This is a genomic window from Serratia sp. CY27727, assembly GCF_052169275.1.
GTDB lineage: Bacteria > Pseudomonadota > Gammaproteobacteria > Enterobacterales > Enterobacteriaceae > Serratia > Serratia sarumanii.
In genome coordinates, this window is record NZ_JBJNLB010000001.1 from 591,015 (window position 1) to 604,349 (window position 13,335).

Here is a 13,335-nt window from a genome sequence, read left to right on the forward strand (position 1 = left end):
ACGCGCCACCTATACAGGTGGCGCATGTAAAGTCAGGTAGTTAGTTGCAATACTTATTGATTGCAAAAATAGCAGGTTTGTTACGATTCAGCTACGGGCCGCCCGCTGCAATTCGCGCGATCGTTGTTTTTCCGAGCGCGCCATAAACCACCAGGCGATCAGGCCGAGAATGCCCACCACCAGCAGGATCAGGCTGGCCAACGCGTTAATTTCCGGATTCACCCCCATGCGCACGCTGGAGAACACCAGCATCGGCAGCGTGGTGGCGCCCGGGCCGGAGACGAAGCTGGCGATCACCAGGTCGTCCAGCGACAGGGTGAACGCCAGCATCCAGCCGGAGATCAGCGCCGGCGCGATCATCGGCAAGGTGATGACGAAGAACACCTTCAGCGGCGGCGCCCCCAGATCCATCGCCGCCTCTTCAATTGAGCGATCCACCTCGCGCAAGCGCGAGCTGATCACCACCGCCACGTAAGCGGTACAGAAGGTGACATGCGCCAGCCAGATGGTGAACATGCCGCGCTCCGACGGCCAGCCGAAGGCGTGCCCCATCGCCACGAACAGCAACAGCAGCGACAGGCCGGTGATCACGTCCGGCATCACCAGCGGCGCAGTCAGCATAAACGCGAAGCCGGTCGAACCGCGAAAGCGGCCGAAGCGCACCATCACCACGGCGGCGATGGCCCCCAGTACCACCGCGGCGGTGGCGGAAGCGGCGGCGATGGTCAGGCTGAGCCCCACCGCGCTGATCATCGCCGAGTCGTGGAACAGTTCGGTATACCAGCGCGTGGACCAGCCGGCCCACACCGTCACCAGCTTGGAGCTGTTGAAGGAGTAGATCACCAGCATCAGCATCGGCGCATACAGGAAGGTAAAGCCGATCGTCAGGATGGCGATGCGCCACGGTGAACGCACTACCGGCAAGTTGTTCATGCCTGCCCCCCCATTTCCTTGTTCTGGTGTTTGTGGAACCACAAAATTGGCACGATCAACAGCAGCAGCATGATGGTAGCGACCGCCGAGGCCACCGGCCAGTCGCGGTTATTGAAGAACTCCTGCCACAGCACGCGGCCGATCATGATGCTGTCCGGCCCACCGAGCAGTTCCGGGATCACGAACTCCCCCACCGCCGGAATGAACACCAGCATCGAACCGGCGATGATGCCGCCGCGCGTCAGCGGCACGATCACGCTGAAAAAGGTTTTCAGCGGCCGGGCGCCCAGATCCAGCGACGCCTCCACCAGCGAGTAATCCAGCCGGATCAGCGCCGTGTAGATCGGCAGCACCATAAACGGCAGATAGGAATAAACGATGCCGATATACACCGCCAGGTTGGTGTGCAGGATCACCAGCGGCTGATCGATGACACCCAGCCACATCAGGAAGTTATTAAGAATGCCGTTGTTTTTCAGAATGCCCATCCAGGCATAGACGCGGATCAGGAACGAGGTCCAGGAAGGCAGGATCACCAGCAGCAGCAGAATGTTGCGGGTTGACGCCTTGCTGTGAGCCACCGCCCAGGCCAGCGGATAACCGATGATCAGGCAGCACAGCGTCGAGACCGCCGCCACGCGCAGCGACTGCAGGTAGGCGTCGATATACAGCGGATCGTCGGTCAGCTGCAGGTAGTTGGCAAAGTTGAGCGCGATGTTCAGCTTGCCGTCCACCCAGCTCATCAGCTCGGTGTAAGGCGGCACCGCCAGCGCCAGCTCCGCCAGGCTGATCTTGAACACGATCAGGAACGGCAGCATGAACAGCAGCGTCAGCCATAAATACGGCAGCGCGATCACCAGCTTGCGGCCGTGAGCCATCAGCAGGCGGTGGAACAGCGCCTTGAGGGTGCCGGGCGTTTTGGCCGGCGGTTCCGGCGTGCGTTCAGAAAGCAGGGTCATACGGGTTACTCCTCACCGGCTCCACTACACCGTCAACACTACGCAGCTGTCGGTTTCCCAGCACAGACGCACTTCATCGCCCCAGGTCGGCATCCCCTTGCGGAAACGGTGGCCGTTTTGCAGCTGGGCGCTGATAATCTGCCCGCTGTGCAGCTTCACGTGATAAATGGACAGATCGCCCAGGTAGGAAATATGCGCCACTTCTCCCACCGCGAAGTTGCAGCCGTCTTCCGGCACCTGTTCGCACAGCAGGATCTTTTCCGGTCGCAGCGCCACCTGGATCGGCACGCCGTCCACCACCGAGGCGTCCGGATCGACTTTGATCGCATGGCGCAACCCTGGGCTTTGCAGGATCAGCGCATCGTCGTGGCGCTCTTGCAATACGCAGTCGAAGACGTTGACCGAGCCGATAAATTCGGCGCTGAAGCGGCTGTTCGGATGCTCGTAGATCTCTTCCGGCTCGCCGATCTGCACGAACTTGCCGCGGTTCATGATGGCGATGCGCCCCGCCATGGTCATCGCCTCTTCCTGATCGTGCGTCACCATCACGCAGGTGACGCCGACGCGCTCGAGAATGTCGGTCACTTCCAACTGCATGCGATCGCGCAGTTTCTTGTCCAGCGCGCCCATCGGCTCATCCAGCAGCAGCAGCTTGGGCCGCTTGGCCAGGCTGCGCGCCAGCGCCACCCGCTGCCGCTGGCCGCCGGAAAGCTGGTGCGGCTTGCGTTTGGCGTACTCTTGCATGTGCACCAGCGCCAGCATTTCCGCCACCCGTTCGGCGATCGCCGCCCGTGGCATTTTGTCCTGCTTCAGGCCAAAGGCGATGTTCTGCTCCACCGTCATGTGCGGGAACAGCGCGTAGGACTGAAACATCATGTTGATCGGCCGCTGGTACGGCGGCACGTGCGACATATCCTGCCCATCGAGCACGATCTGCCCTTCCGAGGGCTGCTCGAAACCGGCCAGCATGCGCAGCAAGGTGGACTTACCGCAGCCGGACGGGCCGAGCAGCGCAAAGATCTCGCCCTTGTAGATGGTAAGGCTGACGTCTTCGACCGCGTTCTGCCCGTCGAAGGTTTTGGTGAGGTTACGGATTTCCAGCAGAGGGGTGAAAACCTTCTGCGACTTGGCTTGAGGACGAGGGATGGCGTCGTTCAATCGGGGTGCTCTCCGGCGTAAAGCGGCACAAAACCACGGCGAGCGCCGTGGCCCAAAACGGCAATGCAGGCGGGGAGCGCCCGCCTGCCGGTTTACCGACGATCGGGGGATATCCCCCCATCATCACTTCCCGCTTTTAACTTTAGTCCATGCGCGGGTAATGACACGGTCCAGCTTCGGCGACTGTACGTTAAGCGTGAACAGCTTGGCGCGCAGATCGGCCGGCGGATAGACGTTCGGGTTATTGCGCACCTCAGCGTTCACCAGCGGCGTGGAGTCCTTCACCGCATTGGCGTAATAGACATAGTTGCTGATGCCGGCCATCACGTCAGGTTTCATCAGGAAGTTCAGGAACTGGTAGGCGGCGTCTTTGTCCTTGGCGTCCGCCGGCATGGCGAACATGTCAAAGTAGGTCAGCGCCCCTTCTTTCGGGATCGCGTAGGCCACGTTCACGCCGTTCTTCGCCTCTTTGGCGCGATTGGCCGCCTGCATCACGTCGCCGGACCAGCCGATCGCCACGCAGATATCACCGTTCGCCAGATCGTTGATGTATTGAGACGAGTGGAAGTAACGGATGTTCGGCCGCAGCTTCAGCAGCAGATCGTTAGCCGCGCCGGTATAGTCCGCCGCGTTGGTGCTGTTGGGATCTTTGCCCAGATAGTGCAGCACGGTGGCGTAGACCTCGCTCGGCGCATCGAGGAAGGAGACGCCGCAGCTTTTCAGCTTCTCGAGGTTTTCCGGCTTGAGGATCAGATCCCAGCTGTCGACCGGCGCGTCTTTGCCCAATGCCGCCTTCACCTTGTCGACATTGTAGCCGATGCCGGTGGTCACCATCAGGTAAGGGATGCCGTATTTGTTGTCCTTGTCATTGTGCGCCACCAGCTTCAGCATCTCGGGATCGAGATTCTTGTAGTTGGGCATTTTGCTCTTGTCGAGCGGCTCGAAGATGCCGGCCTGCGACTGGCGCTCGAGGAAGTTGGATGAAGGAACCACCAGATCATAACCGGTGCTGCCCGCCATCAATTTGCCTTCCAACACTTCGTTGGAGTCAAAGACGTCGTACACCACCTTGATGCCGGTTTCTTTCTGGAATTTGGCCAGGGTATCCGGCGCGATATAGTCGGACCAGTTATACACGTGCAGCGTTTTCTCTTCGGCTGACGCCGTGACGGACGCGGCCATCAACAGGCCGGCAACCACACCCGATAACCACTTTTTACGTTGGGTGACCATCCGTAACTTCCTCCAAAACAGGGTGAATCATAGAATTGAACTTGTATCTGCAGCGATACAAAACCTTTCCTGATCGAGCGCAATCGTTGCAACCGCGAACTGAATGGCTATGCATATGATTGCATGCGCCTTTTTTCACTGCCCTGCTCGCGTGGCCACAAGGGAAATCGCAAGCCCTTTGCAGAATCAGCAGCATAGCCGCTGCCATCGCAACCCGCCAGCCCCCAGGGTAAAAAACGCCTTTTATCGATTTTTTATGCAGTTTTTCTCTATGTGATACGCCATTAACGGCACAAAAGGCGAGAAAGATCGGGCGGCAAAGGCCAAAGTGCAGAATATTTTATTGCGGAGGGGAATAACGGCAGCATGCCGCCGGAGCGACGGCATGCTTAAGGTACGACGAGGATCAGTGCAGCATCGGCTGACGCACGGCGCCAGCGGGGATCTCTTCTTCATCACCCATAAACAGCAGATCGTTCGCCCGCGCCTCGAGGATCACCATCGAGACCTGCTCTTCGCCCTGCTGCATGAAGTGGGTAAACTGCTCGTAGGTGATGCCGACCGCCACGCTTAACGACTGGCAGACGATCAGCTTCGGCAGGTTGTCGTCCTGAATGTCGACGAACGCCTTGATGGTCAGCGAACTGGCGTTGATCTGGCTCAGGTCCGCCACCAACGGGATCAGCGCGGTCGGCTTCACCTCGGCCAGCGCGGAAAACAGAATGACGTTGTCCACCAGATCTATCTTGGCGTCGAACACGCCGTCGAAGTTCTGCATGTGCGGCAGGTGCAGCGCCTGGCAGGAATCGCACTCAAAGAAAGAGATGCCCGACTGATCCAGCCAGCGCCGCAACAGCGCCAAATCGGGGACAATGAGTGAATCCATAATAACCAGCCTCACAATATTCAATACGCGAAAAGGCGCATAGCTTACGGAATATTCACCCGATACGCCACGATCAATGCGGCTTAATTCACTAATTCAGATATTGCACGGCGGGAAAAGCGCGCCCCCGCCCCGTCAACCGCCGGATTTCAGGCGAAAGCCCGGCCGGCCGCGCTGCTCAATGTATTCGATCATCATGCCGGCGATGTCCAGCCCGGTGGTGGTTTCCACCCCTTCCAGCCCCGGCGACGCGTTGACCTCCATCACCAGCGGGCCGCGCTCGGCGCGCAGGATATCCACCCCGGCGACGTCCAGCCCCAGCGTGCTGGCCGCTTTCACCGCGATCGCCCGCTCCCTGGCGGTGATGGTCACCTTGCGGGCTGTGCCGCCGCGGTGCAGGTTGGAGCGAAACTCGCCGGGCTTGGCCTGCCGTTCGATGGCGGCCACCACCCGGCCGCCGACCACCAAACAGCGCACGTCGCGCCCCTGCGCTTCACGCACGTACTCCTGCACCAGGATATGGGCGTTCAGCCCGCGAAAGGCGTCGATCACGCTTTCCGCCGCCTGGCGGGTTTCCGCCAGCACCACGCCGATGCCCTGCGTGCCTTCCACCAGCTTGACCACCAACGGCGCGCCGCCGACCAGCTCGATCAGATCGCCGGTATCGTCCGGCGAATGGGCAAAGCCGGTAATCGGCAGATCGATGCCCTGCCGCGCCAGCAGCTGCAGCGAACGCAGCTTGTCGCGGGCGCGGGTAATGGCCACGGATTCGTTTAGCGGGTAGCTGCCGAGCAGCTCGAACTGGCGCAGCACCGCCGTGCCGTAAAAGGTGATGGCGGAGCCGATGCGCGGGATCACCGCATCGTAACGCTCCAGTTGGCGGCCGCGATAATGAATGGTCGGCGCCGCCGGATTGATGTTCATGTAGCAGGAGAGCGGATCGATGATATCGATGCTGTGCCCGCGATCTTCCGCCGCTTCACGCAGCCGCTTGCATGAGTAGAGCGTTCCGTCGCGAGAAAGAATGGCAATTTTCACTCGTCACCCCAAAGGCCAACGCCTGCCCGGCAGGCGGGTTAGCGGCCGCGGCGCTCAGGCGCGCGGATCGCTGTCCTGATTATCTTTCGATTGCGGTTTGCGGCGATCGTTTTCCGGCGGCAACCCGCCGCGCATCAGCGGCCCGAAGCCCTGCACCACGCGCCACACCAGAAACGCCGCCGCCGGCACCATCAGCGCCACGCCGAGGAAAATCATGCCGACCGCCGCCTGCTGCGAAGCCAGCCAGCCCGGCAGCTGCAGGTGGCCGTGAATGCTGAGGTAGGCCAGCACCAGCATCACGATGCCCAGCCCTTCCAACACCAGCACCGGGCGCGGTAAGTCACCGAATGAACGCATATTTTTCTTCTCCAGAAGGTCTGCCTCCAGTGTAGTGAATTCCCGTCGGCGGCGACAGCCCCGGCCGACTAATTGGTTACATGAATCAAACTAACAGGTAATTCCTGCTTTTTTTTCACCGCCTCAACGGGCATAGTAGGCGCCATCTGACGCAGGTAATGACTTTTTCGGTGACGGGATGTCGTTGCGGTAGCGAACAATTTATTGAAAATCCAATTAAGGAGCGTTGCATGTTTGCAGTAATCTTCGGGCGTCCTGGCTGTCCTTATTGTGTCCGCGCTAAAGAACTGGCGGAAAAACTGACTGAAGAACGCGACGATTTCAACTTCCGTTACGTTGACATCCACGCGGAAGGCATCACCAAGGCCGATCTGGAAAAAACCGTCGGCAAACCGGTCGAAACCGTGCCGCAGATCTTCCTGGATGAGAAGCACATCGGCGGTTGCACCGATTTCGAAGCTTACGCCAAAGAACACCTGAACCTGTTCCAGTAAGTTTTTGAACGACAAAGACAAAAAAGGCGCTTAACGCGCCTTTTTTTATTGCCGCTGCCGCCGGTGCAGCTGCTGCAGCGTCTGCAACAGGCCGAGGGCGAACAGCATCAGCATCGCGCCGAACACGCACCAGAACACCGCGCTGGTGGCGTACGCCAGCTCCTGCCAGAACGAAGAAGACGGCGTCAGCCAGAAGTGGCGGATCAACAGGCACAGCGGCAGCGCATACAGCGCGCCGAGCAGCGGGCAAAGCAGCCGCTTGCGGCTCGACAGATAGCTGGCGATCGCACCGGGGATCACAAACAGCAGCAGGCCGGTTTCGCCGTGGTGCTCATGATCCGTGCTGCCGAACAGGCCGGTTTGCTGGCCGAGAAACACCAGGCTGAACAACAGAAAACAGCTGAGAATGCCCAGCCAATATCTATAACTCGTCATGCGAATTCTCCCCCGCCCAATTACCGCATCAATAGAAATCGGCCCGCTCATCCGCGCGGTGACGCTGAACCGAATTTTTTCCTTGGTCAAAAGAGAGTTAAATGCGCACGGCGGCGCAGGAAATCAGCTTTCTGTGCTGGCTGTCATCGGTCATAGCGTCTAGAATGAACGCCGCCGAACGATGGTTCGCTTCGCCTTCCGCTGGTGGTGATTTATAACGTCGTTTTAAGGCTGAATCTATCTCTTATAGTTATCTATATCAAGCACTTACTGGTAAACAATAAGTTATCCTCCGTGAACATAAACGTCGCTAGTTTGTTAAACGGTAACTACATTCTGTTACTGTTCGTGGTACTCGCACTGGGGCTGTGCCTCGGTAAACTCCGTCTGGGCTCCGTCCAACTCGGTAATTCCATTGGCGTTTTGGTGGTTTCGCTGCTGCTCGGCCAGCAACACTTCGCCATTAACACCGAGGCGCTGAATCTCGGCTTCATGCTGTTTATTTTCTGCGTCGGCGTGGAAGCCGGGCCCAACTTTTTCTCGATTTTCTTCCGCGACGGCAAAAACTACCTGATGCTGGCGCTGGTGATGGTCGGCTCGGCGATGGTGATCGCCATCGGTCTCGGCAAACTGTTCCACTGGGACATCGGCCTGACCGCCGGCATGCTGGCCGGCTCGATGACCTCGACGCCGGTGCTGGTGGGCGCCGGCGACACGCTGCGCAACACCATCGTCAACGGCCCGGCGCTGCTGGCGGCGCAGGATCATCTGAGCCTTGGCTACGCCCTCACCTACCTGATCGGTCTGGTCAGCCTGATCTTCGGCGCGCGCTACCTGCCGAAGCTGCAGCACCAGGACCTGTCCACCTCTGCCCAGCAGATCGCCCGCGAACGCGGCCTGGACACCGACAGCCAGCGCAAGGTCTACCTGCCGGTGATCCGCGCCTACCGCGTCGGCCCCGAACTGGTGGCCTGGGCCGACGGCAAGAACCTGCGCGAACTGGGCATCTACCGCCAGACCGGCTGTTACATCGAACGCATCCGCCGCAACGGCATTCTGGCCAACCCGGACGGTGACGCGGTGCTGCAGGTGGGCGACGAGATCTCGCTGGTCGGCTACCCGGACGCCCACGCGCGGCTGGATCCGAGCTTCCGCAACGGCAAGGAAGTGTTCGATCGCGATCTGCTCGACATGCGCATCGTCACCGAAGAGATCGTGGTGAAGAACAGCAACGCGGTGAACAAGCGCCTGAGCCAGCTGAAGCTGACCGACCACGGCTGCTTCCTCAACCGCGTGATCCGCAGCCAGATCGAAATGCCGATCGACGACAGCATCGTGCTCAACAAGGGCGACGTGCTGCAGGTGAGCGGCGACGCGCGCCGGGTGAAGAGCGTGGCGGAGAAGATTGGCTTTATCTCGATCCACAGCCAGGTGACCGACCTACTGGCGTTCTGCGCCTTCTTCATCATCGGCCTGCTGATCGGCCAGATCACCATTCAGTTCAGTAACTTCTCGTTCGGCATCGGCAACGCCGCCGGCCTGCTGATGTCCGGCATCATGCTCGGCTTCCTGCGCGCCAACCACCCGACCTTCGGCTACATTCCACAGGGCGCGCTGAACATGGTGAAAGAGTTCGGCCTGATGGTGTTTATGGCGGGCGTGGGCCTGAGTGCCGGCGCCGGCATCGGCCACAGCCTGGGCGCGGTCGGCGGCCAGATGCTGATCGCCGGGCTGATCGTCAGCCTGGTGCCGGTGGTAATCTGCTTCCTGTTCGGCGCTTACGTGCTGCGCATGAACCGCGCCCTGCTGTTCGGCGCCATCATGGGCGCCCGCACCTGCGCGCCGGCGATGGAGATCATCAGCGACACCGCGCGCAGCAATATCCCGGCGCTGGGCTATGCCGGCACCTACGCCATCGCTAACGTGCTGTTAACGCTGGCGGGTTCACTTATCGTGGTGCTATGGCCGGGGATACTCGGCTGATCGATTAGCGGGAGAGATGGTTCGGCGATAAAAATATTTTGATTTTTTTGTCGCCGGCCAGAACTTTCGTTGGGGGCCGCAGTCTGAATTAGTGCCACTGCTTTTCTTTGATGTCCCCATTTTGTGGAGCCCGATAATCCCGCCTTTTAGGTTCAAGATTATCGGGTTTTTTGTTGCCTGAAACAGCCCGCAATACCTGCTGTCGCTGCCTCGTCGTCAGACATAAAGCATCCTGCCTCTGGGTGTCGCTTACGCCAGCATCCCCATCAATGTGCAGGTTTCAAAATAGAAACGCTGCTTGTGGGTTCGCCACTGTTCGGTGGCGCCAAAAACGGCTCTTAACAGCACCACTCTCGTCACCACCGGCTGGGTGCTCTTTGGTGGCTCATTCCATCATCTTCCTGTATGTCATCACGTCATGGAAGTGCACTGGGGGAAGTGCCAGCATTGTCCGCCATGAGACTCGAGGCGAACTAATCCACCTGTTTTATTTTTTCTTTAATTTTAATTAGCTTTTTTATGTACGCATTGCTCTTATCCCCTTTGGCTATTTCCGCAGAAATCAGAGAGAGGAAGCTGTCATTAAAATCATCTTTGGCTAAGGGGTTAGCGCCATGAGCCAAAAGAACCTCAATGTGCTCAGGGCAACTGTTATACAGCGCATTAATTAATGGCATTCGGCTCATAGCGCCTTTGATATTAACATCAACTTGGTATGCAATTAATATCTTTAATGTTTCGGTGTTCGCCGCATCAAAACTTTCAAATATAATGGGTTGATTATGAACCTTATCTCTGGCATTTGGAGAGAGCCCGCCCTCTAACATAGCTTGTATCCATACGCCTTTATTCGCCTTCATAACAAATTCAGCTGGGCTACTTCCCCCCTCAGCTCTTAGCTGCAGTGGGTCTGCTCCCGCCTTGACCAGATCCGTAATGATCTTGAGCCGCTCTGGCGTGTTCTTGTCAAAGATAGCGTTATTTATCGCCCAGAATAATAACGTCATCTCCGCCTTGGCCGGCCGATTTAACGTTTCTTTGCTTACCGTCGGTAAAATCTTATCCAGCTTTTGCCTGTCACCCTCGTAGATGATCTTGGCGATGTCCAGCTGCTTCCCTTCAAAGTAATCCTGTGGTTGTAGATCCCTACCTTGTTCGCATCCCTGCATCATGAGCATCGACAGCAACATGATAATGATAAGAGCGCTGTGCCTCATGCCATCTCCATTTTTAACATAACCACGGCCCAACTTTGCTTTATTACCGTATCAGTATCCCTCTACACCCTTGGGATACTGAGAACGGCTTATTTACTGACAGGGAGAGGCGGCCATTTCCCGCCACGCTTAATTAGCTCGTCTCTGATGCGCTCAAGAGACTCTTTCGCCTCACTGCCGTCCTGACTCCTATTAATCAGCCGTTGCAGTTGATTGCCCATCGTCCAACCCGAGTTGCCTCTTATATCGCTATCGGCACCTTTTTCTAAAAGAAGAATGACGTGGTCATAGGAGTGATAGTCTAAAGCATCGATGAGCAGCGTATCACCCAGTGAATTTCTTATATTTATATCAGCACCATGCTCCAACATGACCTCTAATGTTTCTGTGTTTTTTGCAAAGATGCTATTAAATATAATGGGTTGATTATGAACCTTATCCCTAGCATTTGGAGAAAGTCCGCCCTCTAACATAGCCTGTATCCAGATGCCTTTATCCGCTTTCATAACAAATTCAGCTGGGCTACCTGGCGTGTTGGGTTGAGGCTGTAAAGGATCTGCGCCGGCTTTTACCAAGTCAGTGATAATTTCCAGCCTTTCAGGTGTGGTTTTATCATAGATAGCATTGTTTATTGCCCAGAACAATAAGGTCATTTCTTCCTTAGCTGGACGATTTAAGATCTCTTTGTTTACTGATGACAACAGTTTATCCAACTGCGGCCTATCACCATCATAAATGGCTTTGGCAATGTCCAATTGCTGACCGTCAAAATAATCCTGCGGTTGTAAATCCATACCTTGTTTGCACCCCTGCATGATGAGCGTAGACACTACCATCGTGATAATGAGTATGATTTTTTTCATATTCTTCCCTTGATTGTGGCAATGTCATCGTCTTTTTCATTTTCAATGCATTGTATCGCCTGGTCTATACCGTGCTTATCCAGCAGTGAGCCTGTTCCACCGGGAAGCGTGTGTTTAACCCCTACGGCGTCAGGAGCCAACATGGACAACCGCTCTTTCGCCATCACCGCGGGCGGATAAAAATTGAGGTCTTTAGCATCCTCCCACAAATCAACCTCCTGCAGCTTAGTCAATAGCTCCCCTTTTACGCGATACGCCTGAATATTATCGGCGCTACCTATTATCGAACCGCCGTATTTTCCTACGGTTCCCGCATGCAATCCAGCGGCATTAAACGTCCAAGCTGGCTTGCCGCTGGCCATGGAGGCAGCAGACGCCATGCCACCGCCTAATGAATGACCTGCAACGTCGATATTGGATACCTTTGAAATTTTATCGCCAATACCAACCGCTTTTTTGTAGTATTCAGAATTAAGCCCTATTCCCTGAGCACCGTTGTTTTTCCAGTCACTGAGATTTTTAATGCCTGATAAGTCACCCCTTATTAAGGCTTTTTGGGTTGCGCGGCTTATTCCCTCCGGGAATTCTGGTGCCCGCGATCCGCGGAATACCACCGTCGGGTTCATCGCCTTGCCAAAGACACTTTCGTCTGGCTGATAAACTCGGGCTAAAAAGTCAGGATTCATTGGTTTGTCATAAAGCATGTTACTGCTCAAACCAAGCCGGCCCAGCGCCCCATCATTGTTACTGATGTCCTTCCAACCCTCAGGGATGTCTATCGTGTCCTTGAGTGGGTTAGTGGTCTTGTAAACATTCTCAGCCAGCTTCGCCTTTTCGACCGCGACGTTGTTCTCCGCCAATCGCTGTGCCGCCATACGCGCATCCGGGTAAATGCTGCGGTTGCCTCGCCCTATGAGGTACTGACGTTCTTGCCAGCGTTCTGCCTAGGTCATCGGACGGATGGCCTGTACCGTGGCGGCAACGGTTGCCACTGCGGTAGCGATAGCTTGCTGCAGAGGGGGATTCCGGGTCGTATTCTGCCTCGCCGGCAGCACCGTCGGTTTTGCCCGCCGGCCATAGCGGCTGACCATTTCTTCATAGCGGGCGATCACGCGCCCAGTTGGATAAAAGGCAGGAAGAGAGCTGCCGGGATAGCGCTGTAATCGGCCTTCCGCGTCGACGTAAAACGCGAATTTCGTCGGCGTCCAGGCGCCCATTCCCTCATCAATCGCCAGCAAGCCGCCCCGATTGAGATCATCGAACACGCTGCGCTTCACAATCGCGTCCTCACGATAACCGGTGACGCCAATACCGGATTGAGTATTGCGGGTTATGGAGTACCGGCTGCTTATCGATATGCCGGCTGCGCCGCCGAACAGATAATGCCGTTCCAGCTCATGGTGCGCTTGTGTCGGGGTGAGTATCCGGGAGAAACTTTCCGGCGCCGTGTGTTCAGAAAAGAGAGAGCAGCTTCATACGGCACCAGCCCGAACGTCACTTCCCTGAGGCGGCGTTCCGGCCCCTTTCCTTGTCACCTCGCCGAGATTTAGCGAACGATAACGCATTGGATATCCTTATCTTGCAGGTCACTGCATGTTCGTGAATGTTCGAAAAACTAGCACAATTCAGCAAAGATTGCTTTGTTGTCTTGCTGTTCACACCGTAACACCCGGTGGAGAGAATTCATGTAATGGTGTTTTTCGGCAGCGGCGTCTGGCATACGCCGTAGGAAAATAAATCTCAGATAAAAGCCTGGCGGAAAATCAGAAGGGATACAGA

Annotated in this window: 12 protein-coding genes and 1 pseudogene; 2 read left to right on the top strand and 11 right to left on the bottom strand. The window is 56.9% G+C overall.

Translation table 11 applies throughout. The features are described 5' to 3' along the window. Positions 1-87 precede the first annotated feature (87 nt). The 7 genes from potI to ACJ8HB_RS03035 all read right to left on the bottom strand — a co-directional run bounded on the left by potI (position 88) and on the right by ACJ8HB_RS03035 (position 6,564). The gene (potI, locus tag ACJ8HB_RS03005) at positions 88-933 is read right to left on the bottom strand and encodes a putrescine ABC transporter permease PotI (RefSeq protein ID WP_016928360.1); all 846 of its coding nucleotides are present in this window, start codon (positions 931-933) and stop codon (positions 88-90) included. Continuing rightward, positions 930-1,892 carry a putrescine ABC transporter permease PotH gene (gene potH, locus ACJ8HB_RS03010; RefSeq protein WP_033646669.1) on the bottom strand — a complete coding sequence of 321 codons (963 nt, stop codon included), beginning with the start codon at positions 1,890-1,892 and terminating at the stop codon, positions 930-932. Before potH ends, potI begins: the two co-directional genes overlap by 4 nt. A 24-nt stretch (positions 1,893-1,916) precedes the next feature. Continuing rightward, positions 1,917-3,050: a putrescine ABC transporter ATP-binding subunit PotG gene (potG, locus tag ACJ8HB_RS03015; protein WP_033637812.1), complete on the bottom strand. Its 1,134-nt coding sequence runs from the start codon at positions 3,048-3,050 to the stop codon at positions 1,917-1,919. Positions 3,051-3,173: 123 nt separating this feature from the next. After that, positions 3,174-4,283, bottom strand: coding sequence for a spermidine/putrescine ABC transporter substrate-binding protein PotF (gene potF / locus ACJ8HB_RS03020; RefSeq protein ID WP_047568399.1), 1,110 nt, complete (start codon positions 4,281-4,283; stop codon positions 3,174-3,176). A 406-nt stretch (positions 4,284-4,689) separates the two neighbouring features. Further along, positions 4,690-5,169: a YbjN domain-containing protein gene (locus ACJ8HB_RS03025; protein WP_004938666.1), complete on the bottom strand. Its 480-nt coding sequence runs from the start codon at positions 5,167-5,169 to the stop codon at positions 4,690-4,692. 135 nt (positions 5,170-5,304) lie between these two features. Then, a complete protein-coding gene (gene rimK, locus ACJ8HB_RS03030; RefSeq protein WP_033637810.1) occupies positions 5,305-6,207 on the bottom strand; it encodes a 30S ribosomal protein S6--L-glutamate ligase in 903 nt (300 codons plus the stop codon). A gap of 54 nt (positions 6,208-6,261) precedes the next feature. After that, positions 6,262-6,564 (bottom strand): YbjC family protein, encoded by a 303-nt coding sequence (locus ACJ8HB_RS03035; protein WP_033646672.1) that lies wholly within the window; start codon positions 6,562-6,564, stop codon positions 6,262-6,264. Positions 6,565-6,794: 230 nt separating this feature from the next. On the opposite strand from ACJ8HB_RS03035, the gene ACJ8HB_RS03040 reads away from it, so the two are divergent. Next, a complete protein-coding gene (locus ACJ8HB_RS03040; protein ID WP_004938676.1) occupies positions 6,795-7,058 on the top strand; it encodes a GrxA family glutaredoxin in 264 nt (87 codons plus the stop codon). Positions 7,059-7,103: 45 nt separating this feature from the next. On the opposite strand, the gene ACJ8HB_RS03045 is transcribed toward ACJ8HB_RS03040, so the two are convergent. Beyond that, entirely contained in the window at positions 7,104-7,493 is a 390-nt protein-coding gene (locus ACJ8HB_RS03045; RefSeq protein ID WP_033637808.1) for an inner membrane protein YbjM, read from the bottom strand. Between the two features lie 294 nt (positions 7,494-7,787). Between ACJ8HB_RS03045 and ACJ8HB_RS03050 the strand changes: the two genes are divergently transcribed. Beyond that, entirely contained in the window at positions 7,788-9,476 is a 1,689-nt protein-coding gene (locus ACJ8HB_RS03050; RefSeq protein WP_072008430.1) for an aspartate:alanine antiporter, read from the top strand. A 473-nt stretch (positions 9,477-9,949) separates the two neighbouring features. Here ACJ8HB_RS03050 and ACJ8HB_RS03055 read toward each other — a convergent pair whose 3' ends face one another. The 3 genes and pseudogenes from ACJ8HB_RS03055 to ACJ8HB_RS03065 all read right to left on the bottom strand — a co-directional run bounded on the left by ACJ8HB_RS03055 (position 9,950) and on the right by ACJ8HB_RS03065 (position 12,980). Further along, positions 9,950-10,693: an ankyrin repeat domain-containing protein gene (locus ACJ8HB_RS03055; protein WP_047568403.1), complete on the bottom strand. Its 744-nt coding sequence runs from the start codon at positions 10,691-10,693 to the stop codon at positions 9,950-9,952. Between the two features lie 89 nt (positions 10,694-10,782). After that, positions 10,783-11,556 (bottom strand): ankyrin repeat domain-containing protein, encoded by a 774-nt coding sequence (locus tag ACJ8HB_RS03060; RefSeq protein ID WP_047568404.1) that lies wholly within the window; start codon positions 11,554-11,556, stop codon positions 10,783-10,785. Then, positions 11,553-12,980, bottom strand: a pseudogene (locus ACJ8HB_RS03065) (phospholipase). The gene ACJ8HB_RS03060 and the pseudogene ACJ8HB_RS03065 overlap by 4 nt, the downstream one beginning before the upstream one ends. Positions 12,981-13,335 lie beyond the last annotated feature (355 nt).

Excerpts from the sequence above, each read along its gene's own strand:
- ACJ8HB_RS03035 (WP_033646672.1), bottom strand. The coding sequence starts at position 6,564 with ATGCGTTCATTCGGTGACTTACCGCGCCCGGTGCTGGTGTTGGAAGGG.
- ACJ8HB_RS03025 (WP_004938666.1), bottom strand. The coding sequence starts at position 5,169 with ATGGATTCACTCATTGTCCCCGATTTGGCGCTGTTGCGGCGCTGGCTG.
- ACJ8HB_RS03060 (WP_047568404.1), bottom strand. The coding sequence starts at position 11,556 with ATGAAAAAAATCATACTCATTATCACGATGGTAGTGTCTACGCTCATC.
- ACJ8HB_RS03045 (WP_033637808.1), bottom strand. The coding sequence starts at position 7,493 with ATGACGAGTTATAGATATTGGCTGGGCATTCTCAGCTGTTTTCTGTTG.
- potH (WP_033646669.1), bottom strand. The coding sequence starts at position 1,892 with ATGACCCTGCTTTCTGAACGCACGCCGGAACCGCCGGCCAAAACGCCC.
- potF (WP_047568399.1), bottom strand. The coding sequence starts at position 4,283 with ATGGTCACCCAACGTAAAAAGTGGTTATCGGGTGTGGTTGCCGGCCTG.
- potI (WP_016928360.1), bottom strand. The coding sequence starts at position 933 with ATGAACAACTTGCCGGTAGTGCGTTCACCGTGGCGCATCGCCATCCTG.
- ACJ8HB_RS03040 (WP_004938676.1), top strand. The coding sequence starts at position 6,795 with ATGTTTGCAGTAATCTTCGGGCGTCCTGGCTGTCCTTATTGTGTCCGC.
- ACJ8HB_RS03055 (WP_047568403.1), bottom strand. The coding sequence starts at position 10,693 with ATGAGGCACAGCGCTCTTATCATTATCATGTTGCTGTCGATGCTCATG.